The 24696-nt window shown below is 67.8% G+C and carries 24 protein-coding genes; 11 read left to right on the top strand and 13 right to left on the bottom strand.

The genetic code is table 11. The features are described 5' to 3' along the window. Positions 1-307: 307 nt before the first annotated feature. The gene (locus HMPREF1224_RS26115; protein WP_003084206.1) at positions 308-1507 is read left to right on the top strand and encodes an HDOD domain-containing protein; all 1200 of its coding nucleotides are present in this window, start codon (positions 308-310) and stop codon (positions 1505-1507) included. A gap of 153 nt (positions 1508-1660) precedes the next feature. On the opposite strand, the gene HMPREF1224_RS26110 is transcribed toward HMPREF1224_RS26115, so the two are convergent. After that, the gene (locus tag HMPREF1224_RS26110) at positions 1661-3082 is read right to left on the bottom strand and encodes a MocR-like pyridoxine biosynthesis transcription factor PdxR (RefSeq protein ID WP_003106262.1); all 1422 of its coding nucleotides are present in this window, start codon (positions 3080-3082) and stop codon (positions 1661-1663) included. A 126-nt stretch (positions 3083-3208) separates the two neighbouring features. Between HMPREF1224_RS26110 and HMPREF1224_RS26105 the strand changes: the two genes are divergently transcribed. Genes HMPREF1224_RS26105 through HMPREF1224_RS26095 form a run of 3 tightly spaced genes read left to right on the top strand, consistent with a single transcriptional unit; the run spans position 3209 to position 4383 of the window. Further along, positions 3209-3646: a carboxymuconolactone decarboxylase family protein gene (locus HMPREF1224_RS26105; protein WP_003106260.1), complete on the top strand. Its 438-nt coding sequence runs from the start codon at positions 3209-3211 to the stop codon at positions 3644-3646. 11 nt (positions 3647-3657) lie between these two features. Next, on the top strand, positions 3658-4065 hold the full coding sequence (locus tag HMPREF1224_RS26100; protein ID WP_003106259.1) for a cupin domain-containing protein: 408 nt from the start codon (positions 3658-3660) through the stop codon (positions 4063-4065). A 33-nt stretch (positions 4066-4098) separates the two neighbouring features. Then, positions 4099-4383 (top strand): antibiotic biosynthesis monooxygenase family protein, encoded by a 285-nt coding sequence (locus HMPREF1224_RS26095; protein ID WP_003106257.1) that lies wholly within the window; start codon positions 4099-4101, stop codon positions 4381-4383. On the opposite strand, the gene HMPREF1224_RS26090 is transcribed toward HMPREF1224_RS26095, so the two are convergent. From HMPREF1224_RS26090 to HMPREF1224_RS26075, 4 genes are all read right to left on the bottom strand, one after another. Next, the gene (locus HMPREF1224_RS26090; protein WP_003106255.1) at positions 4380-5312 is read right to left on the bottom strand and encodes a LysR family transcriptional regulator; all 933 of its coding nucleotides are present in this window, start codon (positions 5310-5312) and stop codon (positions 4380-4382) included. The two genes, HMPREF1224_RS26095 and HMPREF1224_RS26090, sit on opposite strands and share 4 nt — an antisense overlap. A gap of 49 nt (positions 5313-5361) precedes the next feature. After that, positions 5362-6576, bottom strand: coding sequence for a CynX/NimT family MFS transporter (locus HMPREF1224_RS26085; protein WP_010793558.1), 1215 nt, complete (start codon positions 6574-6576; stop codon positions 5362-5364). Positions 6577-6738: 162 nt separating this feature from the next. Beyond that, complete coding sequence (locus HMPREF1224_RS26080) at positions 6739-7509, bottom strand: hypothetical protein (RefSeq protein WP_003112930.1); 771 nt, start codon at positions 7507-7509, stop codon at positions 6739-6741. A 108-nt stretch (positions 7510-7617) separates the two neighbouring features. Further along, complete coding sequence (locus HMPREF1224_RS26075) at positions 7618-8304, bottom strand: Crp/Fnr family transcriptional regulator (protein ID WP_003107720.1); 687 nt, start codon at positions 8302-8304, stop codon at positions 7618-7620. Positions 8305-8379: 75 nt separating this feature from the next. Between HMPREF1224_RS26075 and HMPREF1224_RS26070 the strand changes: the two genes are divergently transcribed. After that, positions 8380-8895: an Mpo1 family 2-hydroxy fatty acid dioxygenase gene (locus tag HMPREF1224_RS26070; protein WP_003107722.1), complete on the top strand. Its 516-nt coding sequence runs from the start codon at positions 8380-8382 to the stop codon at positions 8893-8895. 39 nt (positions 8896-8934) lie between these two features. Here the strand turns inward: HMPREF1224_RS26070 and HMPREF1224_RS26065 are convergent, their stop codons facing one another. Continuing rightward, positions 8935-9693 (bottom strand): metalloprotease LoiP, encoded by a 759-nt coding sequence (locus HMPREF1224_RS26065; RefSeq protein ID WP_003084230.1) that lies wholly within the window; start codon positions 9691-9693, stop codon positions 8935-8937. Between the two features lie 171 nt (positions 9694-9864). Further along, the gene (locus HMPREF1224_RS26060; RefSeq protein ID WP_003160947.1) at positions 9865-10617 is read right to left on the bottom strand and encodes a sulfite exporter TauE/SafE family protein; all 753 of its coding nucleotides are present in this window, start codon (positions 10615-10617) and stop codon (positions 9865-9867) included. Positions 10618-10710: 93 nt separating this feature from the next. Between HMPREF1224_RS26060 and HMPREF1224_RS26055 the strand changes: the two genes are divergently transcribed. Then, positions 10711-11409, top strand: a complete 699-nt coding sequence (locus HMPREF1224_RS26055) for an ArsR/SmtB family transcription factor (RefSeq protein ID WP_010793557.1) — start codon at positions 10711-10713, stop codon at positions 11407-11409. Between the two features lie 13 nt (positions 11410-11422). Here HMPREF1224_RS26055 and HMPREF1224_RS26050 read toward each other — a convergent pair whose 3' ends face one another. The 6 genes from HMPREF1224_RS26050 to HMPREF1224_RS26025 form a co-directional block, all read right to left on the bottom strand. Then, positions 11423-12412 (bottom strand): sulfate/molybdate ABC transporter ATP-binding protein, encoded by a 990-nt coding sequence (locus HMPREF1224_RS26050; protein WP_003104490.1) that lies wholly within the window; start codon positions 12410-12412, stop codon positions 11423-11425. A gap of 3 nt (positions 12413-12415) precedes the next feature. Further along, positions 12416-13285: a sulfate ABC transporter permease subunit CysW gene (gene cysW, locus HMPREF1224_RS26045; protein WP_003084239.1), complete on the bottom strand. Its 870-nt coding sequence runs from the start codon at positions 13283-13285 to the stop codon at positions 12416-12418. A gap of 10 nt (positions 13286-13295) precedes the next feature. Further along, complete coding sequence (cysT, locus tag HMPREF1224_RS26040) at positions 13296-14114, bottom strand: sulfate ABC transporter permease subunit CysT (protein WP_003084241.1); 819 nt, start codon at positions 14112-14114, stop codon at positions 13296-13298. A 161-nt stretch (positions 14115-14275) separates the two neighbouring features. After that, a complete protein-coding gene (locus HMPREF1224_RS26035) occupies positions 14276-15274 on the bottom strand; it encodes a sulfate ABC transporter substrate-binding protein (RefSeq protein ID WP_003084243.1) in 999 nt (332 codons plus the stop codon). A 176-nt stretch (positions 15275-15450) separates the two neighbouring features. After that, entirely contained in the window at positions 15451-15633 is a 183-nt protein-coding gene (gene oscA, locus HMPREF1224_RS26030; protein ID WP_003084246.1) for a sulfur starvation response protein OscA, read from the bottom strand. A 163-nt stretch (positions 15634-15796) separates the two neighbouring features. Then, positions 15797-18079 (bottom strand): putative bifunctional diguanylate cyclase/phosphodiesterase, encoded by a 2283-nt coding sequence (locus HMPREF1224_RS26025; RefSeq protein ID WP_003118721.1) that lies wholly within the window; start codon positions 18077-18079, stop codon positions 15797-15799. A gap of 171 nt (positions 18080-18250) precedes the next feature. Here HMPREF1224_RS26025 and desA point away from each other — a divergent pair, with 171 nt between their 5' ends. The 5 genes from desA to HMPREF1224_RS26000 all read left to right on the top strand — a co-directional run bounded on the left by desA (position 18251) and on the right by HMPREF1224_RS26000 (position 24154). Then, the gene (gene desA, locus HMPREF1224_RS26020; RefSeq protein ID WP_003104496.1) at positions 18251-19429 is read left to right on the top strand and encodes a delta-9 fatty acid desaturase DesA; all 1179 of its coding nucleotides are present in this window, start codon (positions 18251-18253) and stop codon (positions 19427-19429) included. Positions 19430-19657: 228 nt separating this feature from the next. Beyond that, positions 19658-21043 carry a sodium:solute symporter family protein gene (locus HMPREF1224_RS26015; protein ID WP_003104497.1) on the top strand — a complete coding sequence of 462 codons (1386 nt, stop codon included), beginning with the start codon at positions 19658-19660 and terminating at the stop codon, positions 21041-21043. Between the two features lie 55 nt (positions 21044-21098). After that, a complete protein-coding gene (gene speB / locus HMPREF1224_RS26010; RefSeq protein ID WP_003104498.1) occupies positions 21099-22055 on the top strand; it encodes an agmatinase in 957 nt (318 codons plus the stop codon). Positions 22056-22107: 52 nt separating this feature from the next. Next, positions 22108-23070: a LysR family transcriptional regulator gene (locus HMPREF1224_RS26005; RefSeq protein WP_003118724.1), complete on the top strand. Its 963-nt coding sequence runs from the start codon at positions 22108-22110 to the stop codon at positions 23068-23070. 112 nt (positions 23071-23182) lie between these two features. Next, positions 23183-24154 carry a GGDEF domain-containing protein gene (locus HMPREF1224_RS26000; protein WP_003104500.1) on the top strand — a complete coding sequence of 324 codons (972 nt, stop codon included), beginning with the start codon at positions 23183-23185 and terminating at the stop codon, positions 24152-24154. Positions 24155-24696 lie beyond the last annotated feature (542 nt).

Genomic DNA, 24696 nt, shown 5'->3' with positions numbered 1-24696 from the left:
TACCCCCGAGGCCCGCGCGTCCGCGCGGGCCTTTCTTTCAGAGGCTTCACGGAAACGGAAGCCTCTTTTTTCTGCCAGGGTTTTCCGCGAAACGCCCGACGAACGGTTTTCGCCTGTTACCCTTGGGCGCCTGGCGCATACGAATCCTCCCGCATTCCTCCGGTCGTTCCGTTCGTGGCGATTAGGACAGGTCCTAGAGGCGCACCGTGTTCGTCCGTCATACCCTTGTGTGCCCGCGGGCCGTGTCGTGCCCGCCTGTCATGCCTGGTGCGTCCCGCTCGGTTCGCCAGGTTCGAAGAGGAACGCCATGAGTGCCGCGAAAAAGGCCCCCGTCATCCTGATTGCCGACCCGGACCCCTGGAGTCGCGACTTGCTTGGCCAACTGGTCCTCGGCGTGCGTTGCGATGCCCGGCTGGTCCTCTGCGGCGATGGCGGAGAAGCGCTGGCGCATTGCCGGCGCCGGCGCTTCGCGTTGATCCTGGCCGAGCTGAACCTGCCGCAGGTGGATGGCTTCGAGCTGCTGCGCGAAGCGCGCCTGCGCCGCTCGGTCGCCGAGCAGCCGTTCATCCTGATCAGCGACCGCGCCGACCAGGCCAGCGTGCGCGCCGCCGTGGCACTGGCGCCGACCGCCTACCTGGTGAAGCCGTTCCAGGCCGAGAACCTGATGCAACGCCTGCGAGGGTTGTTGCTGAAGGGCGACGAAGTGGTCGCCTGTCCGCTGCCGGAGCGGGACGCGGGCGAGAACCTGGAGGCTTTCCTCGAACGCGCGCGCGACTCCGCGGAGGGGGCGCCGTTGCTGGCCGACGTGCGTGCCGCCAGCGATCGTTGCCTGAGCGCCGAGGAGCATCCGCTGCGCGTGCTGGAGGATGAGTTCGGCCGCGATCCGCAGATCACCGCTGGCCTGATCGCCGCCGCCAACAGCGCCGCCCGGCACGTCGGTCCGGCCTGCCAGACCCTGGGCCAGGCCCTGCGGCGGCTGGGACTCGGGCACAGCCTGAACCTGGTGCTCGGTTTCAGCCTGCAGCGGGCCATCCAGCTCGGCGAGCCGCTACTGGCCGAGCGCGCCATGCACTTCTGGGATCTTTCGCAACGTTGCGCGGACATCGCCTGGGAACTGGCCGACGCCCTCGGCGCGGACGTCGAGCGCTGCTATACCGCAGGGCTGCTGCATCGCCTGGGCGACCTGGCGCTGCTGCGGACATTGCAGGATTGGTGCGATGGCGGCGGCGCGCTGGACGAGGCGCGCCTCGACGAGCTGCTGGGGCGTTTCGGCGCCAGCTTCGGCTCGGCCCTGCGGGCGCGTTGGCGGCTGCCGCTGGAGCTGCGCCGGCTGATCGCTGCGGCGTACCAGTTCGGTGGCGTGCTTTCCCGCGAAGAGCTGATCCTCAGCCTGGCGACCCAGGCCGCCAGCCTGCCCGAGGACGACGCGGAGCAACTGGCCGAGAGCAAGGCTGCCCGCATGCTCGGGCTGGACGGCGAACGACTGGCGAAACTGCTGCAGCCCTGAGCCGTCCTCGCCGGGCCTTTGTCCCATAGGGCGGATAACGCGGCGCGTCATGCGCCGCTGGGCATGGGCGCGGTTGCAATCGAGCCTCTTGCCGGGGAGATCGGCTCCTACGCACGCCGCCGAGTTGCCGGCCGTGGATGGGCGGGAGCGAGCCTAGCGCCGCAGCTCGGCGCGCAACAGGTCCAGCGCCGGGTCGATGTCGTCCCGTTCGATGCAGCCGAAGCCGAAGAGGAAGCCGGCCTGTGCCGGGGTTTCCGCGTAGAAGGGCGGCAGGGTGCCGACCTCCAGGCCTTGCTGGCGCAAATGACGGGCGATGCGCAGCACATCCAGCGGTTCGCGACAGCGCGCCGCGAGGTGGATCCCGGCCACCGCCGGCAGCGCTTCGAGCCAGGGGCTCAGGTCGCCGTGCAGGCGTTCCAGCAGGCGCCCGCGACGCTGGGCGTATTCGCGTTGCAGGCGGCGCGTATGGCGGGCGAAGTCGCCGCGCTGGATGAACAGCGCGAGGGCGCGTTGCTGCAAGGTCTCGCTGTGCCGGTCGACCAGCTTGCGCGCCGCCAGCACCGCTTCGCGCAGGCTTGCCGGCGGCAGCAGGTAGCCGAGGCGCAGCTCGGGGAAGAGGGTCTTGGAAAAGGTCCCGAGGTAGGCCACCTGGCCGTTCCGGTCGAGGCTGCGCAGCGACTCCAGCGAACGCCCGTCGAAGCGGTACTCGCTGTCGTAGTCGTCCTCGATGATCAGCGCCCGGTGGCGCTGCGCCCAGTCCAGCAACTGCAGGCGCCGCTCCAGGCTCATCGGCATGCCCAGCGGGAACTGGTGCGACGGGGTGACGTAGACCAGCTTGGCGTTGTCCGGCAGCAGGTCGACGCGCAGCCCCTCGGCGTCCACCGGCACTCCGCGCACCTCGGCGCCGGTGGCCAGCAGGCTGGCGCGGGCCGGCGGATAACCGGGTTCCTCGACCACCGCCAGGTCGCCGGGGTCGAGCATCACCCGGGCCAGCAGGTCGAGTCCCTGCTGGGCGCCCTGGGTGACCATCAGGGCGTTCCAGTCGCACTGCACGGCGCGGTTGATCGCCAGGTAGCGGGAGATCGCCAGGCGCAGCTCGGGGTCGCCTTCGGTTTCCTTGTAGAACGCCGGCGAGCGCTGTTGCAGGCGTAGCGCCTGGAGCACGCAGGTACGCCAGGTATCGAAGGGAAAGCGGCGCTTGTCGGTCGTGCCGCCGGCGAAGCTGTAGCGGAGCGGTGCTCGCTGGTCCATCAGACCGGACTGCGGTTCGATGCGTGCCCAGCGCGCGGCCGGCCGCAACGGACCGTCGGCGCGCTGCGGCGGCGCTTCCCCGGCGGGCCCGCGGGCGACGAAGGTGCCGCTGCCGACCCGGCCTTCGAGGAAGCCCTCGCTGGCGAGGCGCTCGTAGGCTTCGCTGACGGTCTTGCGCGACACTTCCAGGCGTTCGGCGAGGTAGCGCGTGGCTGGCAGGCGATCGCCGGTGGCCAGGCGACCATGGAGGATCGCGTCGCGCAGCTGGCGATAGAGCTGGCCGACCAGGTCGTGGCGGCCGTCGAGGATCAGTTGCAGTTCCATGGCGAAATTGGCTACCTGGTATTTCTGGTAATTGGCTCTTCGTGGAAGCCAAAGGCAGGCTTAGTGTTACCCCATGCCGCGCCGCTTTCCACTCTCGCGGCTGCCAATCAGCCAAGGAGATTCGCCATGACCACCCGCCTCGAATGGGCCAAAGCCTCCCCCGACGCCTATGCCGCCATGCTCGGCCTGGAAAAGGCCCTGGCCAAGGCCGGCCTGGAGCGCCCGTTGATCGAACTGGTCTACCTGCGCACTTCGCAGATCAACGGTTGCGCCTACTGCGTGAACATGCATGCCAACGACGCGCGCAAGGCCGGCGAGACCGAGCAGCGTCTGCAAGCGCTCTGCGTCTGGCAGGAAACCCCCTACTTCACCCCGCGCGAGCGCGCTGCCCTGGCCTGGACCGAGCAACTCGCCCGCCTCAGCCAGGGGGCGTTGCCGCACGGCCTGCTCGACGAACTGCGCGAGCACTTCGACGACAAGGAGATCGCCGAACTGACCCTGGCGGTCTCGGCCATCAACGCCTGGAACCGCTTCGGCGTCGGCATGGGCATGCAACCGGAATGAGGTGGACGGCGATGAAGGCCAATCGATCGATCGCCTGCCTGCTGCTCGCCGCGCTGCCGACGCTGGCCAGCGCCCATGTTGCGGAGAAGGTGGAAACCCTGCACGACCAGGCCCTGGCCGAGTTTCCCGGCCATCGTGGGTTGATGCTGACGGTGTCGTTCAAGCCCGGCCAGGTCTCCGCGCCCCATGTGCATCCCGGCTCGGTGTTCGTCTACGTGCTCGAAGGCACCGTGCAGACGCAACTGGAAGGCGGCCCGGTGGAGACCTACACGGTGGGCCAGAGCTGGTACGAGCCGGCGAACGTGCCGCACCTGCTGGCACGCAATCCCGATCCGATGAAGCCGGCCAAGTTGCTGGTCTGGGAGTTGCTCAAGGAGGGCGACCCGATCCTCAAGCCACTGGAGCGCGGCGCCCACTGAGGCGTCGCTCGTTCGCCCGGAGGAGCGTCCGTCATGAGCGCCAGCCAGGTCATCCGTATTCGCGCGCGCAATGGTCAGTCGGAACGGCTTGGCCTGCGCCTGCAACAACTGGTCGAACCGGGGCTGGAGGCACCGGGTTGCCTGGAGTACCAGGTGCGCAGGGACGCCCTCGAGCCGGATCTCTGGCTGGTGTGCAGCCAGTGGCGGGAAGCGCAGCAGATGTTCGACTACCTGGCCGGCGGCATCCAGCAGGTATTCGCCGAAGTGCTTTGGCGCTCCCTGGCGGCGAGCCTCGAAGTGCAGGATGACGCAGGCTAGAGCAAACCCAGCTCGGCGCAGACGATCAGTACCTGCTCGCGCAGCCAGAGGTTCGCCGGGTCCTGGTCGGCGGCGCGGCTCCATGACAGGTGCAGGGCGAACGGCGGCAGCCCGGGCGGTGCGAGGCAGGCGTGATGGCGGCCATCGTCGAGCAGTGCATGGATACGCCGTGGCAGCATCAGCACGAAGTCGCTGCCCGACAGCAGTTGCAGGGCGGCGACGTAGCTGTTGGCGCGCGCGGCGACCTCGCGGCTGCGGCCCTGGCGTCGCAGCCACGTGTCCACCAGGTTGGCGTTGCTGGCGTCGAGCGGGGTCGGGAAGACGAAGCGGCGCCTGCAGAACTCGTCCAGTTCCAGGCGCTCGTGGCGCGGCTGGGCACGATCCTGTACGCAGAGCAGCTCGTCGCTGAACAGGGCGAGCGCCTGTAGCTCCGGTGCCGGTCGGTGGTACTCGGGACCGAAGTCGAAGACCAGGTCGACCTGGCCGTCGAGCAATGCTTCGGTGGGCAGTTCGGGACCCAGGCGGCGGATGTCCAGGCCGATCCTCGGGCCGTTGGCGGCGAGCCGTCGCAGGAGTGCCGGAAGGATCAGCAGCTCGACGTATTCCGGCGCGCAGAGGGTAAAGGTCCGCGGCTCGCCACGCGGGTCGAAGCTGCCCTGGGCGGCGTGACAGGCGTTGATGCGGGCGAGCATTTCCTCCACGTGGGGCAGCATGGCGCGACTCTTGTGGGTCGGCTGCATGCCGCCGCGGGTGGCGATGAACAGCTCGTCGTCGAAGGCCTGGCGCAGCTTCTTCAGGCAGTAGCTGACCGTCGACGGACTGAGGTTCAGGTGTTCGGCGACCTCGACGAGGTTCTGTCGTTGGTGGACCTGGAGGAAGACCAGCAGGTCCTGCATGTCGACCTTGCGCAGGCCGTTGGCGATCAGCATCGGGGCGTCCTGACGGCGTCGGGAGCGCCATCAGAACCCGTCCCTTTCCTCAGCGCAAGCTTTCGGCGCCGACGCCTCGCGCCTGCCGCTCGGCGAACAGTGCCGCATAGCGCCGCGGGTCGAAGCGCAGGCCCAGCCCCAGTAGCAGCGCCGCCACCGTGGCCAGCCCGAGCCAGGCTCCGGTGAAGCTGCCGAGGCTGTCGCGCAGCAGCCCGGCGATCCATGGCGAGACCCCGGCGATCAGGTAGCCGGCGCCTTGTACCAGGGCAGCCAGTTGACCGGCGCGTTGCGGCGCGTCGAAGTGGTCGAGGCAGACGATCAAGCCCATGGGGAACAGCCCGCCGATGCCCAGTCCCAGACACAGCGCCCAGAGCAGCGGCAGGCTGGCCGGCGCCCAGGCGAGGCCGAGGAAGCCGGCCAGCATCAGCGCCGTTAGCCCGACCAGCACCGGGCGGCGATCCCGCGAGCGGCTGGCCAGGGCCGGCGCGAGCAACCCGGAGAGCACCTCCATGGCCGTCAGGAAACCGAGCAGCAGCCCGGATTCCTGGGCGCTCCAGCCCTGCTCCAGGTAATAGGGCGCGAGCCAGGCCAGCACGCAGGTGTAGCAGGCCGTGCCGAGGCCGAAGAACAGGACCAGCAGCCAGGTCCGCGGATAGCGCAGGAGGCTCCTGCCCGGCTGCGCGTCGGGCAGGCGCAGGCGGGTGCCGGGTTGCAGCCACCAGGCCAGCAGCGCGAGCGCGGCGAGCGCCGCCCAGGCACCGAGGCCGAGCCGCCAGCCGGCGTGCTCCGCCAGGGTCGGCGCGGCGCTGGCGGACAGCGCCGCGCCAGCCATGATGGCGGTGACGTAGAGCCCCATGCAGAGCGGCGTGCGCGCGCCGAAACGGGCCTTGATCAGGGCCGGCATCAGCGCCTGGATCAGGGCGATGCCGAGACCGGCGAGCATGGCGCTGCCGAGCAGGTCGGGCAGGCCTCGGCTGCCCAGGCGCAGGGCGCTGGCGGCGCCGATCAGCAGCAGGGCGAGGGCCACCGAACGCCACTCGCCGACGCGGCGGGCGATGCCCAGGCCGAAGAACATGCCGAGGCCGAGGGTCAGCATCGGCAGGGCGGTCAGCAGCGAGACGTCGCCGAAGCTGAGCGCGATCTCGCCGCGCATGGCGTTCAGCAGTGGGCCGACGGCGGCCATGGAGGGCCGCAGGTTGAGGCCGACCAGGACGATGGCGGCCATCAGCCAGAGGGTGCGGCCGGGTGGGTTGGCAGTGGGCATGGCGATCTCCTTTCGGGAGCACCATTGCGCCTGCGCCAGGGCGTGGCGGCAAATCAAAATCCGCAGGGCGGATTCGAAAAAATGCGCTGGCCAGGGAGTCGGGGCGGACGCTGGCGCAACGTTGCGAGTCGCGAGGTTATCCGCCCCGTGCGGCGCGTGGCCTCACTCCGCACTCAAGCGCATCAGGCTTTCGCTCAGGGCACGCGCGTGGCGGTCGACGATGATCGGCGCCCAGGGCCTGCCGGAAGCGCTGACCAGCGCGCTGCTCTTGCTGTTCAGGTCGCGCAGGGCCTGGCTCAGGTACTCCCAGCGGTTTTCCAGTTTCTTCAGTCCCGCCGGGTTGGCGCTTTGCGCCACCAGCAGGGCGATGCGCCGGTCGATCAGCGGGACCAGCACGCTCTCGTCCTGGCCGAGATAGTCCCGGGGCTGCTCGCGGGCAGTCTCCAGCCCGCCCAGGTAGGCGCGCGCCAGGTATTGCAGGGACAGGTACTCGACCCGCACCGGCAACTGCCAGAGCGGCAGGGGCTGGCCTGGCGGGGGCGGCGGCACCTGGCGTTCCACCAGGTTGAGGAAGTCACGCAGGGCGCGGCTCAGTTGCTGCGGGTAGCGCCAGGGCAGGTCCTCTTCGCGGGGGCCGTAGGCCGCGCCTTCACGGATGCGCGCCACCAGCGTCTTTTCGCCTTGCCGCAGGAGCACCCCCTCGGGGGCGGCGGCGAGCGCCCGATCGAGGCTGGCGAGGTCCTTCTCCAGTTGCGCCGCGTGCTGTTCCTGGAAACCCTCGCCGCGCAGCAACAACAGGCTGCCCACCGCGCGACAGGCCTGGACCTGCAGTTGTTGCAGGGCGCGTTGCTGGTCGTCGAGGGCAGCGCGCGCCGGCAGCGCCAGCAGCAGGCAGTAAAGACAGAGGACAGCGGGAAGCGCGGGACGGAGCATGGGGAGATCCTGTTGTTGTCGTTATGGATATCCGCACCGAGGGCAGGTGCCCTGCACACGGTAGCCGGCCATGGCGCGCCTGCAAGCGTTCGAAAGTGTGATTCGCGCTCAGCCGTGGGTGGCCGCGCGCAGGCCGGCGAGGTCGAGAATCTCGATGCCGCCGTAGCTGAGCTGGAGGATGCCCTGGGCTTCGAGGTCCTTGAGGATCTGGTTGGTGGTCTGCCGCGACAGCGACAGCATCAATGCCAACTGCTCCTGCGGCAGGTGCAGGACCTGCCGGCTGCGGCTGTTGTCGTAGCCCTCGGCGAGCATCAGCAGGCGCCGCGCCAGGCGTTGTGCGGCCGGCAGCAGGGCCATCTCTTCCAGGGCGATGAATGCCAGGCGCAGCTTGTGGCTCATCAGCAGGGCCACGTCGCGCCAGTAGTGCGGCTCGCGGCGAAGCAGTTCGAGCAGCGCCGCCTGCGGTACCTGGAGTAGCTGGGTGTGGCCTTCGGCGTAGGCATCGTGGGTGCGCGCCTGGCCGTCGAACAGGGCGATCTCGCCGAACCAGTGCGGCGCTTCCACCAGGATCAGCAGCGCCTCCTTGCCGTTCTCGCTGACCGCGCTGATACGGATCGCGCCCTCGACCACGCAGTACAGTCCGCAGGGCGCGTCGCCGCGGGCGAACAGGCGCTGGCCCGGCGGCAACTGGCGCGGTTGGGCGAGTGCCAGCAGGTGCGTCTGCAAGGCCTCCGGCAAACCCTGGAACCAGCGGCCGGCCTGGAGTTGCGAACGGTAGTCGGTACGCTCGTTCATGTTTGTCGTCTAGCTGACAGAGTGGAAAACCGGGGCGGCGCGATGATGCGAGAACCCTGGCGTGAGACCACAACAATGAAAACCCTAGTCGATCACCTTGCGCAATACGCCGCCTACCACCGCGACCGGCGCAACATCTTCAGCCATTTCATCGGCATTCCGATGATCGTCCTCTCCATCGCCGTGTTGCTGGCGCGGCCGGCGCTGGGGTTCGGCCTGTCTCCGGCGCTGCTGCTGGCGCTCGCCGCGGCGCTGTTCTACCTGCGCCTGGACCTGCGCTTCGGCGTGGCCATGACGGCGCTGCTGGCGCTGACGGTGTGGGGCGCTGCGCAATTGGCGGCGGGGACTACCGCGGCCTGGCTGGGCTGGGGCGTCGGCCTGTTCGTGGTCGGCTGGATCATCCAGTTCGTCGGTCATTACTACGAAGGGCGCAAGCCGGCCTTCGTCGACGATCTCAGCGGGTTGATCGTCGGTCCGCTCTTCGTGCTGGCGGAACTGGCCTTTCTGCTGGGGCTGCGCGGCGACGTGCAGCGCGAGGTCGAGGAGCGCGCCGGCCCGACCTGCATTCGCGAGCACAAGCGGGCGGCGTGAGGCGGTCTCCCGCGAGCGCGGGAGACCGGGGTGGGAGCGTTACTTGCGATCCGCAGCGATGCGCTGGCGGATGTGATCGGCGCGGGCCTGGGAGCCCGGGTGCGAATCGAACATGCTGCTGTCGCCGCCGCCCAGCTTGGCCAGCTTCTCGAAGGCGGTGACCAGGCCCTGGGTGTTCACTCCGCGCTTCTTCAGTAGCTCGTAGGAGAAATCGTCGGCGTCGGATTCCTGGGACTGGGAGAACTGCGCGTTGACCAGCGATTCGGTGAGTTCGCCCAGCTGGGAGCCGGACAGGGCGGCCAGCGCGCCGCTCTTCGAGGCGCCGGCGGCGCCGCGCACCGCGGCGGCCGCGTAGGCGGTCTGGGCGGCCTTGCGGGTGTGGCCGAGGGCGACGTGGCCCATCTCGTGGCCGAGTACGCCTTCGATCTCGTTGTCGCTCATCAGCTCCATCAGCCCGCTGTAGACGCGGATGCAGCCGTTGGCCATGGCCCAGGCGTTGACCTCCTCGGTGAGGTAGACCTTGTAGTTCACCGGCACGCCGTCGATCTGGTCGCCCAGGGCCTTGGCGATCTTGTCCAGGCGCTGGCCGTACTTGCTGTTGGCCGGGGCGATGCGGTTTTGCTGGTCGGACTCGGCGCAGGCCTGGTCGGCGACCTGGCGGACCTCGGCGTCGCTCAGGGTTGCAGCCTTCACCGCCATCATGCCGTGCTGCATGAGGTCCCCCTGGGGCAGGTTCTGGCAGCCGGCCAGGGTGGCGCAGGCGAGGGCCAGGGCGGAAAGGGAAAGACGGGTCTTCATCGTGTGCTCCTTGCGATAGGTGGCGTTCCGTGCCGGACGGGCGTGTTCCGCCCGGTGCCGCGCGCCCGGTGGGGGTCGCGCGGCGGCGGATGATAGCGACTTGTGCCGTTCGTCGGAAGTCCCGCGAAGGCCGCAGGCCCGCCCTGGCGGGTGCGCAATGCGTCCCTGGCGTCAGTGGAAACCGCGCCAGGCGAGGTCGGCGCCGAGCAGCAGGAGACCGACGAAGAAGCAGCGCCTGAACAGCGTCGCGCTGATCCGCTGGCGCAGCCACTGGCCGAGGAGCATCCCGCCCAGCGCCGGGACCAGGGTCAGCAGAGAGGCGCCGAGCATCTGCGGTTCGAGCAGGTCGCCGTGCACGCCGAGAGTGACCGCCAGGGCCAGGGTCGAGGCGCTGAACGACAGGCCGAGGGCCTGGACCAGTTCGTCGCGCTGCAATCCTAGGGCTCCCAGGTAGGGCACCGCGGGAATCACGAAAACCCCGGTGACCGCGGTCAGCGCGCCGGTCGCCAGCCCGACCAGCGGGCCGGCCCAGGGCTCGTGGCGTGCCGGCAGGTGCAGCGGGATCGCGGCCAGGCCGAGCAGCGCGTAGGCCGCCAGGGCCAGGCCGAGCACGCCGGTGGCCTGCCTTGGTGCGTCGCCGCCGAGCCATGCGCCGACCAGCAGGGTGCCCACGATCACCCCGAGCAGCAGGCCGGCCAGGCGCTTCATCAAGCCGAGGAAGCGCGGGCCGCAGGCGAGCTGCCAGAGGTTGGTCACCATCGACGGTACGATCAGCAGCGCCGCCGCCTGCATCGGCGGCATGGCCAGGCCGAGCAGGCCCACCGAGACCGTCGGCAGGCCCAGGCCGACCACGCCCTTGACGAAGCCGGCGAGAAGGAAGCTGAGGGCGATCAGCGGGATCAGGGCGTGGAGGTCGACGGACATGCGGGTTCTTCCTTGTCTCGGGCTGGCGCGAACGGGCGATGGCGGCCAGTATCTCTCGTCGTCGACAGGCAATGTTTCATCCGGAGGTGAAGCATGCAATTCAATCCCGGCTTCAGTTCGCTGGCGGCGCTGCTCGCCGATCCCGGCCGCGCGCAGATGATCTGGGCACTGATGGATGGCAGCGCCCGCCCGGCCAGCGAGCTGGCGCTGCTGGCGGGCGTCTCGCCGTCCTCCGCCAGCGGCCACCTGGGACGGCTGGTCGAGGGCGGCGTGCTGAGCCTGGAGGCGCGCGGGCGCAATCGCTTCTATCGCCTGGCCGGGCCGGAAGTGGGACAGGCGGTGGAAGCGCTGGCCAGCGCCTCCCTGGCCCTGCAGCCGCAGCGGCGCAGCCTGCCGCCGAGCCACGGCACGCCGTCGGCGTTGCGCGAGGCGCGGACCTGCTACGACCACCTGGCCGGCGAACTCGCGGTCGGTGTGTTCGCACGGATGCTGGATGCCGGCTGGATCGAGCAGGAGGGCAGGACGCTGCGCCTGAGCGCGACCGGCGAGGCCGGGCTGGCCAGGTTGGGAATCGACCTGGGGGAGGTCCGCCGCCGCCGTCGGCAGTTCGCCTGCGCCTGCCCCGACTGGAGCGAACGCAAGCCGCACCTCGGCGGCGCGCTGGGGGCGGCGTTGCTGGAGGCCTGTCTGCGCCAGGGCTGGTTGCGGCCGCAGGACGGCTCGCGGGCGTTGCAGGTGTCGTCGAAGGGCCGCGCGGGACTGCGCGGCCTGGCGGAGCGCACGGCGGGCTGAACCCGCCGCGGGATCAGAGATTGGCCACCGGCTGGAAGGCCTTCGGCTTGAAGTAGAGGGTCTCGCCGCGGGCCAGGCCGGCCAGGCTGTCGTGGTCCTTCACCACTTCGGCTTCGATCAGTTCGTCCTGGCCGTCGACCTTCAGCGTTACCCGGGTGATCGCCCCCAGCGGACGGATGTCGCGGACCTCGGCGGCGCGGTGCTCGGCCACCGCGGAACGCGACAGCGACACTTCGTGGGGGCGGAACAGCAGGTGCTGATCGTTGCCCAGTTGCAGGCGGTTGGAGTCGCCGAGGAAGTGGTAGACGAAATCGCTGGCCGGGTTCTCGTAGACCTCGCCGGGCGAGCCGATCTGCTCGATCACGCCCTTGTTCATCACCACGATGCGGTCGGCCACTTCCATCGCTTCTTCCTGGTCGTGGGTGACGAACACCGAGGTCAGGTTGATCTCCTCGTGCAGGCGCGCCAGCCAGCGGCGCAGCTCCTTGCGTACCTTGGCGTCGAGGGCGCCGAAGGGTTCGTCGAGGAGCAGGATCTTCGGCTCCACCGCCAGCGCGCGGGCCAGGGCGATACGCTGCCGCTGGCCGCCGGAGAGTTGCTCTGGATAGCGGTCGGCGAGCCAGTCGAGCTGCACCATGTTGAGCAGCTCGTGGACCTTGGCCTTGATCGCGGACTCGCCCGGCCGCTCGCCCTTGGGCTTCATGCGCAGGCCGAAGGCGACGTTGTCGAACACCGTCATGTGGCGGAACAGCGCGTAGTGCTGGAAGACGAAGCCGACGTTGCGGTCGCGCACGTCGTGCTGCGAGACGTCCTCGCCATGGAACACGATGTTGCCGGCGTCCGGGGTTTCCAGCCCGGCGATGATCCGCAGCAGGGTGGTCTTGCCGCACCCGGAGGGGCCGAGCAGGGCCACCAGCTCGCCGCTCTGGATATCCAGGTTGATGTTGTCCAGGGCCTTGAAGGCGTTGAAGTTCTTGCTGACGTTACGGATTTCGATGCTCATGGTTCATTCCTCGTCAGCATTGCTTTTCAGTCGGGACATGCGGGATTCGCTCCACTGCTTGAGCAGAAGGATGACCAGCGCCATCAGCAGCAACAGGCTGGCGACGCTGAAGGCGGCGACATGGTTGTATTCGTTGTAGAGGATCTCGACGTGCAGCGGCAGGGTGTTGGTGACACCGCGGATATGCCCGGAAACCACCGACACCGCGCCGAACTCGCCCATCGCCCGCGCGGTGCAGAGCACCACGCCGTAGATCAGGCCCCACTTGATGTTCGGCAGGGTCACGTGCCAGAACATCTGCCAGCCGTTGGCGCCGAGCAGGCGGGCGGCTTCCTCCTCCTGGGTGCCCTGCTCCTGCATCAGCGGGATCAGTTCGCGGGCGACGAAGGGCACGGTGACGAAGAGGGTCGCCAGGACGATTCCGGGCACCGCGAAGACGATCTGAATGTCGTGGTCGCTCAGCCATTCGCCGAAGTAGCCCTGGGCGCCGAACAACAGCACGTAGATCAGGCCGGCGATCACCGGCGAGACCGAGAACGGCAGGTCGATCAGGGTCACCAGGATGCTCTTGCCGCGAAACTCGAACTTGCTCACGCACCAGGCGGCGGCGACACCGAACAGCAGGTTGAGCGGCACCGAGATGGCCACCGCGATCAGGGTCAGCTTCAGCGCGGCCAGCGCGTCGGGTTCGAGGATCGCCTCGAAGAAGGTGCCGAAACCCTGCTTCAGCGCCTCGCTCAGGACCACGTAGAGCGGCAGCAGGAGGAACAGGGCGAAGACCAGCCAGGCCAGGACGATCAGGGCCAGGCGGCCGCCGGCGTTGCCGCGGCGGGAGGCGCTGGCGGTGGCAGCGGAAATGCTTGCACTGGACATGGCGCCCTCCTTACGGGGTTTCGATGCGACGCTGCAGCAGGTTGATCAGCAGCAGCAGGATGAAGGACACCACCAGCATCAGCACGCCGATGGCGGTGGCGCCGGTGTAGTCGTACTGGTCCAGCTTGACCATGATCAGCAGCGGCAGGATCTCGGTCTTCATCGGCATGTTGCCGGCGATGAAGATCACCGAGCCGTATTCGCCGACGCCCCGGGCGAAGGCCAGGGCGAAACCGGTCAGCCAGGCCGGCAGCAGCGCCGGCACGAGGATATGGCGGAACACCTGCAGCGGCCTGGCGCCGAGGCAGGCAGCGGCTTCCTCGACTTCCTTGGGAATGTCGGCGAGCACCGGCTGCACCGTGCGGACCACGAACGGCAGGGTCACGAAAGTCAGCGCCAGGGTGATCCCCAGGGGGGTATAGGCGATCTTGAAGCCGAGGTCGCTGGCGAACTGTCCGACCAGGCCGGCCGGCGCATAGAGCGCGGTGAGGGCGATACCGGCGACGGCGGTGGGTAGGGCGAAGGGCAGGTCGATCATGGCATCGATGATCTTCCGTCCGGGGAATTCGTAGCGCACCAGGACCCAGGCCAGCAGCGTGCCGATCAAGCCGTTGAGCACGGCGGCGGCGAGCGCGGTGCCGAAGCTCAGCTTGAGCGCGGCGAGCACCCGCGGCGCGCTGATGATGGCCCAGAATTGCTCCCAGCTGAGCTGGGTGGTCTTGAGGAACATGGCCCCCAGCGGGATCAGGACCAGCAGGCTGAGGTACACCAGGGTGTATCCCAGGGTCAGCCCGAAGCCGGGTATGACCGGGGAAATGCGTCGTGACATGTTCTGTCCTTACTCTGCGTTGGAACGCTTGGTGGCTCTCCCGGTGCCGGTTCCTTCCGGCAGTGGGCCCGGTACGGGACCGGGCCTGCTAGCCCCCTCGCCCGTCCGGGAGAGGGTCTGGGAGAGGGGCCGTGGTTCGGGCGACGGGTCTGCCGTCGCGATCATTGCGCCTGGTAGATCTGGTCGAAGATGCCCCCGTCGTTGAAGAACTTCGGCTGGGCCGTCTTCCAGCCGCCGAAATCGGAGTCGACGGTGACCAGGTTCAGTTTCGGGAACTGCGTGGCGAACTCGGCGGCGACCTTCTGGTTGCGCGGCCGGTAGAAGTTCTGCGCGGCGATGCGCTGGCCTTCCTCGCTGTACAGGTATTGCAGGTAGGCCTCGGCGACCTTGCGGGTGCCTTTCTTCTCGACCACCTTGTCGACCACCGCGACCGGCGGTTCGGCAAGGATGGAGATGGAGGGTACGACGATCTCGAAGTTTTCCCCGCCCTGTTCCTTCTTCGCCAGGAACGCCTCGTTCTCCCAGGCCAGCAGCACGTCGCCGATCTGGTTGTTGACGAAGGTGATGGTCGAGCCGCGGGCGCCGGTGTCGAGTACCGGTACGTGCTTGTACAGCGCCTGCACGTAGTCCTTGGCCTTCTCGTCGCTGCCGTACTGCTTCTTCGCCCAGGCCCAGGCGGCGAGGAAGTTCCAGCGCGCGCCGCCGGAGGTCTTCGGGTTCGGCGTGATGACTTCCACGCCTTCCTTGGTCAGGTCGCCCCAGTCCTTGATTCCCTTGGGGTTGCCCTTGCGCACCAGGAACACGATGGTCGAGGTGTAGGGGGTGCTGTTGTCCGGCAGGCGTGCCTGCCAGTCGGCCGGCAGCAGCTTGCCGAGCTTGTGCAGTTCGTCGATGTCGCCGGCCAGGGCCAGGGTCACCACGTCGGCCTTGAGCCCGTCGATCACCGCGCGGGCCTGCTTGCCGGAGCCGCCGTGGGACTGCTGGACGGTCAGGTCCTCGCCGCCCTGGGCCTTCCAGTGCTTGATGAAGGCCGCGTTGTAGGCCTGGTACAGCTCGCGGGTCGGGTCGTAGGAAACGTTCAGCAGTTGCGTGGCTGCGGCAACCGGGCCGGAGACCAGGGCGCTGGCGAGTGCGGCCAGGGCGAAACGACGAAGGGACATGTGCAGCTCCTAGGTGTGTGCTGTTTCGATTGTTCTAATGGGGTGTTGGCGGAACGACGGGAACACGGGGCGTCAGGCGCGCATTCGCGGCCGACAGCTGCAGTACCGGTGCGGATGGGGTATCGAACGGATGTTCATGGCGAGACGCCTCCGGTGGTCCAGTCGGGTCGTGTGCTTCAGGCCTGCTTGACGGCCGGTTGCTGCAGACGGAATTTTTCCTTGCGCTCGATCTGCACCACCTGGCCGTTGTGCACGGTGATCTCGACGGCGCCGAAGCGCAGGCCGCGCAGGGCACTCTGGATTTCACGCAGGATGGTGGCTTCGTCCTGGCCATCCAGGCTTCTGAGGGTTGCGCTCATGGGTCTCTGCTCCTGTGGCTCGAGGTGCCGCGTTGCTCGACGAAGTGGAGGCGGCGTGAGGCGCATAGTAAGCAGTGGGCAATATTCTTAAAAATATTGTTTAAGAATCTTTATAGGTAAAGTGGTTATAAGACGGCGAAGCGGCCCGGCTTCGCCGCCAGGCTCAGTCTTCCGGCAGCGCCACGGGCGGCAGGTCGAAGCGCAGCGCTTCCGCCGGTTGCGGCCGTCCGTACCAGTAGCCTTGGCCGAAGTCGCAGCCATGTTCGCGCAGGAACAGCGCCTGGTCCTGGTGCTCGATGCCCTCGGCAACCACCCGCAGCCCCATGCTTTGCGCCAGGGCAACGATCGCCCGGGCGATCGCGGCGTCGTCCACCGCGCCGGGCAGGCCGGCGACGAAGCCCTGGTCGATCTTCAGCTTGTGCACCGGCAGCCGCTTGAGGCGCATCAGCGAGGAATAGCCGGTGCCGAAGTCGTCGATGGCCAGGTTCACGCCGAGGATGCGCAGGCGGCAGAGCAGGTTGAGGGACTGCTCGAAGTCCTCCATCACCGCGCTTTCGGTGACTTCCAGCTCCAGGTAGCGGGGCTCCAGCCCGGACTCTTCCAGGGCATTGGCGATCCTTTCCTCCAGGCCGCCGCGGTTGAACAGCCGGCTGGAGACGTTGACCGCGACGAACTCCAGCTCGACGCCGCGCTGTTGCCACTCGCGCATCTGCCGGCAGGCACGCTTGAGCACCCAGTTGTCCAGCGCGGCGATCAGCCCGCATTCCTCCGCCACCGGGACGAACTCGCCTGGCGGCACCAGGCCGCGCTCGGGATGCTGCCAGCGCACCAGCGACTCGACGCCGACGATCCGCCCGCTGGCCAGGTCGTGCACCGGCTGGTAGTGGACGCGCAGTTCGTCGTGATCCAGCGCATGGCGCAGGGCCGATTCCACCTGGACATGGGCGCGGGCCCGGGCGGTCAGCACGCGGGTGTAGAAGGCGTAGGCGTTACGCCCGCTGTCCTTGGCCTGGAACAGCGCGGCGTCGGCGTGTTGCATCAGGTGGTCGACGTCGCTGGCGTCTTCCGGGTAGAGGCTGACACCGAGGCTTGCGCTGATATAGATCGGCTGGCAGTGGATGTCGAACGGCGCGTTGAAACCGTCGAGGATGCGCTGCGAGAGTCGCGCGACGGCTTCCGGGTCGTCGTTCTCGACGAGGATGGCGAATTCGTCGCCGCCCAGTCGCGACAGCAGGCAGCGCTCGTCGAGCTGGTGTTGCAGGCGCTTGCTGACCTCCTTGAGGAGCATGTCGCCAGTTGTATGGCCGAGGCTGTCGTTGATGTGCTTGAAGTGGTCGAGGTCGATCAGCAGCAGGGCCCCGGCCACCGTCCGGTCCTTGCCGTTCTCCAGCGCCTGCTCGATGCGCTCGCGCAGCAGCACGCGGTTGGGCAGGCCGGTCAGCGAGTCGTGGTGGGCGAGGAAGTCCAGCTCGTTCTCCGAGCGCTTGATGCTGCTCAGGTCGGAGAACACCCCGACGTAGTGGGTCAGCTGGCCCTGGTCGTTGCGCACCACGCGGATGTGCAGCCACTGCGGGTAGATCTCGCCGCTCTTGCGCCGGTTCCAGATTTCTCCGCTCCAGACGTCCTGCTCGCGCAGGGCCAGCCACAGGCGCTGGTAGAACGCCTGGTCCTGGCGGCCGGAGCGGAGGATCGCCGGGGTCTTGCCGAGCACGTCTTCGGAGCGGTAGCCGGTGATGCGCTCGAAGGAAGGGTTGACGTGCACGATCACCGCCTGGGCATCGGTGACCAGAACGCCCTCGCGGGTGCTGTCGAATACCGCCGCGGCCTGGCGCAGGTGGTCTTCCTTGAGCCGCTGCAGGGTGATGTCGCGGGCCACGCCAGTGTAGTGCAGCGGCTTGCCCAGGGCGTCGCGGAGGACCCGGCCGCGCGAGTGGATCCAGCGGTAGTCGCCGTCCTTGTGGCGCAGGCGGTAGATGTGGTCGAGATTGTCGGTCAGGCCCTGCAGGTGGTTGCGGTGGGCCTCCAGCACGGTGGCGTACTCTTCGGGGTGCAGGCGCTTCTTCCAGGTCTCGATGGGGTCGCCGAGTTCCTCCGGAGCGAGGCCGATCAGCGCGGCGTAGCCCGGCGAGACGAACATCCGGTCGGTCACCAGGTCCCAGTCCCAGAGTCCGTCGCGCACCGCTTCCAGGGCGCGGTTCAGGCGCTGCTCGCTGCCGTGCAGTTCGTCGTAGGCCTGGGCCTTGCGGCGGAACTGGCGTACCAGGTAGAGGTACAGGAGCAGGCCGGTTGCGGCGAAGAAGAACAGCCGCTTGGCGGTCATCCAGAACACCAGTTGGTCGTGGTCCTGGACCTGGTTTTGTAACAAATGATCGCTCAGGAACGCCCAGGCGATGGCGATTGCGAGATAAGCCAGGCTCAGGCGAAGGGCACTCAGGCGGGGGCTCATGGGATTTTCAGTGGGCAATTATTGGCCGGGCAGTATAAATGATGGCCATCCGGCCCTGTTCATATCTAAAAGAACGGATGGTAATCCCCAGCCGCTTGGTGATAATGCCCCCAGGTTTTGTCAGACAAGGCCCTCATCACTCCCAAGTCCCCCCGAGGTTCAGTACTGCCTATGTGGTTCAACGGTTTTCTCGACCTGTCGCCGTGGCAACTGGTGGCAGTTACCCTGGTGCTGACGCATATCACCATCGTCAGCGTGACCGTCTACCTGCATCGCTATTCCGCCCACCGTGCACTCGACCTGCACCCCGCGCTGCAGCACTTCTTCCGTTTCTGGTTGTGGTTGACCACAGGGATGAACACGCGCGAATGGACCGCGATCCACCGTAAGCACCATGCCAAGTGCGAGACCGTCGAGGATCCGCACAGCCCGGTGCACAAGGGCCTGTTCACCGTCCTGCGCGCAGGCGCGGAGCTGTACAAGGCCGAGGCGAAGAACCAGGACACCCTGCGCATCTACGGCAAGAACTGCCCGGACGACTGGATCGAGCGCAATCTCTACTCGCGCTTCCCGATCGGCGGCGTGGTGCTGATGGCGCTCATCGACCTGGCCCTGTTCGGCGCCCTTGGCCTGACCGTCTGGGCCGTGCAGATGGTATGGATTCCGTTCTGGGCCGCCGGCGTGGTCAACGGCCTCGGCCACGCGGTCGGCTATCGCAACTTCGAATGCCGCGACGCCGCCACCAACCTGGTGCCCTGGGGCATCCTCATCGGCGGCGAAGAGCTGCACAACAACCACCACACCTACCCGAACTCGGCCAAGCTGTCGGTGAAGAAGTGGGAATTCGACCTGGGCTGGGCCTGGATCAAGCTGTTCAGCTTCCTGCGCCTGGCCAGGGTCGCCCGGGTCGCGCCGATCGCCCATCGGGTCGAGGGCAAGCACAGCCTGGACATGGACACCGCCATGGCGATCCTCAACAACCGCTTCCAGATCATGGCGCAGTACCGCAAGCTGGTGATCGCGCCGCTGGTCAAACAGGAAGTGGCCAAGGCCGACGAGTCGGTGCGCCACCTGTTCCGCCGCGCCAAGCGCCTGCTGTCGCGCGAGACCAGCCTGCTGCAGGACCGCCACCACGTGCGCATCGACTCGATGCTCGCCCACAGCCAGGCGCTGAAGGTGATCTACGAGAAGCGCCTGGCGTTGCAGCAGATCTGGGCCAAGACCAGCGCCAATGGCCACGACATGCTGGCGGCGATCAAGGACTGGGTGCATGAGGCGGAAGCCAGCGGTATCCAGTCGTTGAAGGAGTTCGCCGCGCAACTGAAGACCTACTCGCTGCGTCCCGCCTGACGCCTGGCGCGCCCTCGCGGGTGCGTCAGCCGCCTCTGCAACGCGCCGGCTCCTGCCGGCGCGTTGCGTTTCGGCGTCGCCAATGCGACGCCCCGCCGATACTTCTCTTCCTCCGCAAGTCGACTTGCCCGATCCGGGATTCAGCCCGGGCGGCGCCCGGCCTATCTTCGGCGTGCCCAGGCGCCACGCCGGGCGTCACGCAGAACAACAAGAAAAGGAGCGCGGGCGATGTTGCTGGATTACCTGATCATGCTGGTCTACGCCCTGGCCATGCTGGGCCTGGGCTGGTACGGAATGCGCAAGGCGAAGAGCCAGAGCGATTTCCTCGTCGCCGGACGCCGCCTCGGCCCCGGCCTCTACCTGGGAACCATGGCCGCGGTGGTGCTCGGCGGCGCGTCGACCATCGGTACGGTCAAGCTCGGCTACCAGTTCGGCCTGTCCGGCTTGTGGCTGGTGTTCATGCTCGGCCTGGGGATCATCGTCCTCAGCCTGGTGTTCTCGCGGCAGATCGCGCGCCTGCGGGTGTTCACCGTGACCCAGGTGCTGGAGCAGCGCTACCAGGCCTCCTCGCGCCTGATCGGCGGGGTGGTCATGGTCGCCTACGACCTGATGGTGGCGGTCACCGCGACCATCGCCATCGGCTCGGTCACCGAGGTGGTATTCGGCATCCCGCGGATCCCGGCGATCCTCTGCGGTGGCGGGATCGTCATCGTCTATTCGGTGATCGGCGGCATGTGGTCCCTTACGCTGACCGACATCATCCAGTTCGTGATCAAGACCGTCGGTATCTTCCTGGTCCTGCTGCCGTTGTCGATCGACGGCGCCGGTGGCCTGGCGCGCATGCAGGAGGTGCTGCCGGCGGGCTTCTTCGACCTCGGCCACATCGGCCTGGATACCATACTCACCTACTTCCTCCTGTACTTCTTCGGTGCGCTGATCGGCCAGGACATCTGGCAGCGGGTGTTCACCGCGCGCAGCGAGACGGTGGTGCGCTACGCCGGGCTTGGCGCCGGCGTCTACTGCATGCTCTACGGCGCCGCCTGCGCGCTGATCGGCGCGGCGGCGCGGGTCCTCCTGCCGGACCTGGCGGTGCCGGAGAACGCCTACGCCGAGATCACTCGCGAGGTACTGGCGCCGGGCCTACGCGGCCTGGTGGTGGCGGCCGCGCTGTCGGCGATCATGTCCACCGCCAGTGGGTGCCTGCTGGCGGCGGCCACCGTGCTGCAGGAAGACATCTACGCGCGCTTCCTGCGCCCCGGTACCACCAGCGACATCCGCCTGAGCCGTTGCATCACCCTGCTGATGGGCGTGGCGATGCTGGTCCTGGCGTGCCTGGTCAACGATGTCATCGCGGCCCTGAGCATCGCCTACAACCTGCTGGTCGGCGGCCTGCTGGTGCCGATCGTCGGCGCGCTGCTGTGGCGCCGGGCCAGTCCGCAGGGGGCGATCGCCAGCATCGTCGCCGGTTGCCTGGCGGTGATCGCCTGCATGGCCCGCGACGGCCTGCTCGCCAACTCGCCAATCGTCTACGGCCTGCTGGCCAGCCTGGCGACCTTCGTCGCGGTCAGCCTGGCTACCCGTCCTGCCGCCAGCCTGCGAGCCCAGCCGGAATGAACCCACCGCGCCGGGCGGCGCCCGGCGCTTTCTTCCCGCCACACGGAGACGCCCCATGTCGAACGACCATCCGCAGCCCCTCGACGCCGCCGAGATTCCACGCTTCGCCGGCATCCCGACCTTCATGCGCCTGCCGGCGTTCACCGACCCGGCGGCGCTGCAGGTCGGCCTGATCGGCGTGCCCTGGGATGGCGGCACCACCAACCGCGCCGGTGCCCGCCATGGCCCGCGCGAGGTGCGCAACCTGTCCAGCCTGATGCGCAAGGTGCATCACGTCAGCCGCATCGCGCCCTACGACCTGGTGCGGGTCGGCGACCTCGGTGATGCGCCGGTGAATCCCATCGACCTGCTCGATTCGCTGCGCCGCATCGAAGGCTTCTATCGCCAGGTCCATGCCGCCGGTACCCTGCCGCTGTCGGTCGGTGGCGACCACCTGGTGACCCTGCCGATCTTTCGCGCCCTGGGTCGCGAGCGGCCGCTGGGCATGGTGCATTTCGATGCGCATTCCGATACCAACGACCGCTACTTCGGCGACAACCCCTACACCCACGGCACGCCATTCCGCAGGGCCATCGAGGAAGGTCTGCTCGACCCGCTGCGCACGGTGCAGATCGGCATTCGCGGCTCGGTGTATTCGCCGGACGACGACGCTTTCGCCCGCGAGTGCGGCATCCGCGTGATCCACATGGAAGAGTTCGTCGAACTGGGCGTCGAGGCGACCCTGGCCGAAGCGCGGCGGGTGGTGGGCGACGGGCCGACCTATGTGAGTTTCGACGTCGACGTGCTCGACCCGGCCTTCGCGCCTGGCACCGGCACCCCGGAGATCGGCGGCATGACCAGCCTCCAGGCCCAGCAACTGGTCCGCGGCCTGCGCGGGCTGGACCTGGTCGGCGCCGACGTGGTGGAAGTCTCGCCGCCGTTCGATGTCGGCGGCGCCACGGCGCTGGTGGGGGCGACCATGATGTTCGAACTGCTCTGCCTGCTTGCCGAGTCGGCCGCGCGAAGCGCCTGACGGCGTTCCGCCGGCCTGGCTTTGGCGCTATAACGAAGGCGGACCGAACGCCATGGGGGCGGGAATGCTGGGCAACCTCAACGACATCGACCTGCGCATGCTGCGCACCTTCTGCGCCATCGTCGAGGCCGGCGGCTTCACTGCCGCCCAGGCGCGCCTGAACACCAGCCTGTCGCGCCTGAGCGTGCTGGTGCGCGACTTGGAGGTGCGCCTGGGCTATTCCCTGTGCCGGCGCGGCAACGGCGGTTTCCAGTTGACCGAGGAGGGGCAGGAGCTCTACGACGCCGCGCTCGGCCTGTTCAGCGACATCGCCCGTTTCCGCGAGCAGGTCCGCGGCCTCGGCGGGCGCGATCGCGAGGCGTTGCACCTGGGCTGCGTCGATGGCGTCATCGGCCAGCATTGCCTGCCGTTGCCGCTGGCCATCCGGCTGTTTCGCCAGCGCGCCCCGGAGGTGCTGCTCAAGCTGCACACGCGGCGTCCCGACGAACTCGAGCACGCGGTGCTGGAAGAGCGCCTGCAACTGGCGGTGGGGGCCTTTCACCACCGGTTGTCCGGGCTCTACTACCAACCCCTGTTCCGCGAGGAGCAGAACCTCTATTGCGGCAGCGCGCACCCCTTCTTCGCCCGGGCGGACGACGAGCCGACACTGGACGAGATCTGCGCCGCCGACTATGTCGGCCGCGGCTACATGGCGGAAAACCATCGCCCGCACGACCTGCGCTTCAACCAGGGGACCGACGCCTACACCATGGAGGCCATCGCTACCCTGGTCTTCAGCGGCACCTACATCGGCTACCTGCCGACGCACTATGCCGCCACCTGGGTCGCCGAAGGGCGCATGCGGGCGATCCGGCCACGGCAACTGGCCTACGACTCGGAATTCCATTGCATTACCCGTCAGGGACACGAAGAACGACCGACCCTGACCCTGTTCCTGCGCTCGCTGTTCGAGGCGCAGAAACAACTGGGCGTGCAGGCTCCGGCGAATACGAACGGCATCGCTCGGCAATTGTGATCAAGCGCACTGGCTGGAGCCTTTCCCTGCCGTTCGGCGGGCATTTCTGTATCGCCGCGACCCCTGCGCTAAGTTGGCGGTCGAACCCGTTCCGCGAGCAGAGCGACGATCCATGGACGACCTAACCGGCATTCCCGAAGACCCGCAGGAGGCCGCGCTGGCCTTGCTGCACAGCCGTGCCGAAGTGGCCCGGCTGAAGGAGCGCGAGCAACTCTTCAGCGCCTTGCTGGCCAGCGTCAACTCGGTGCTCTGGGCCTACGACTGGCAGAACCGGCGAATGGTCTACGTCAGTCCCGCCTACGAGAAAATCTTCGGCCGTTCCGCGGCGCTGCTGCTGGCGGACTACGAGGAATGGCGCAACAGCATCTACCCGGACGACCTCGACTACGCCGACAGCAGCCTGCTGCAGGTGCTCGAACGTGGCGCCGTGGAACAACGCGAATACCGCATCGTGCGTGGCGACGGCGAGGTCCGCTGGCTCAACGACAAGTGCTTCGTCAGCCGCCAGGGCGAGGCGGGACTGCCGCTGATGGTGGTGGGCATCGCCGAGGACATCACCGACAAGAAGCACATGGAGAGCGAGCTGCAACGGCTGGCCACCACCGACGTGCTGACCCAGAGCAGCAACCGTCGCTATTTCTTCGACAGTGCCGAGGCGGCCTTCAAGGAGTGTCGCCGCGAGGGGATACCGTTGGCGTTCCTGCTGCTGGACGTCGATGATTTCAAGAAGATCAACGACCGCTTCGGCCACCAGGTCGGCGACCAGGTCCTCCAGCGTATCGCCCAGAGCGGCAGTGCCGCGCTGCGCCGTGGCGACCTGTTCGGGCGGATCGGCGGCGAGGAGTTCGCCGTGCTGCTGCCCGGCTGCGACGAGCAGACCGCGCGACAGATCGGCGAACGCCTGCAGCGCGAGGTGCAACGCCTGCGCTTCCAGGAGGGCGAGCACAGCTTCGGGATCACCGTCAGCCAGGGCCTGACGGTCCTCCAGGCCGATGACGAGGGACTCGGTGCCCTCTACAGCCGGGCCGACGCCGCGATGTACTCGGCCAAGCGCCAGGGCAAGGACTGCATCGTCGTGGGCTGACCGCTGGGCAAACGTTTCCGTTTTGTCGACGGCGCCACGGAATACCTCTTTGGGGAGGCGACCGGCAGGTCGCGACTGCGGTACAATATTCCTTAAAGCTATTAAATATGAATAATTAATTCTTTTTAGGTTTATTGCGGATATTTTACTGTTTATTACCCACGCGCTATAAAGCGCGGGAAATAACGAATTCTGAAACGTGGCGGTAACTCGCCAGAAAGGAAGCTGTAATAGGCGGTTTTCTGCCGACACCCTTCGGCCCGTCAGCCGGGAGAAGGGCAGGAAGCCCGAGAGGACGCGAAGGCGGAGCCCGATGGAAAGATTGGCTTACAAATTGCCTTCACTGGCGGTGGGTCGAGACACCCGCCGCACAATAACAAGACACGAGTACGCCCATGCACACGCTTCCGTTCGCTGCCTCCCTGCCTGCTTGCCTGCCCCGTCGTTCCATCGTCGCGGGTTGCGCCGTTTCCTGATCCATCGAATGCCGAGTTTCGCGCGCGCCATCTTCCGGGATGGTACGGCGCTCAGTGTTTCAACGA

This window comes from Pseudomonas sp. P179 (assembly GCF_000478485.2).
In the GTDB taxonomy this organism is placed as follows: domain Bacteria; phylum Pseudomonadota; class Gammaproteobacteria; order Pseudomonadales; family Pseudomonadaceae; genus Pseudomonas; species Pseudomonas aeruginosa.
Note: the sequence above shows the minus strand (reverse complement) of the source record. Positions and strands in the feature narration are given on the sequence as shown.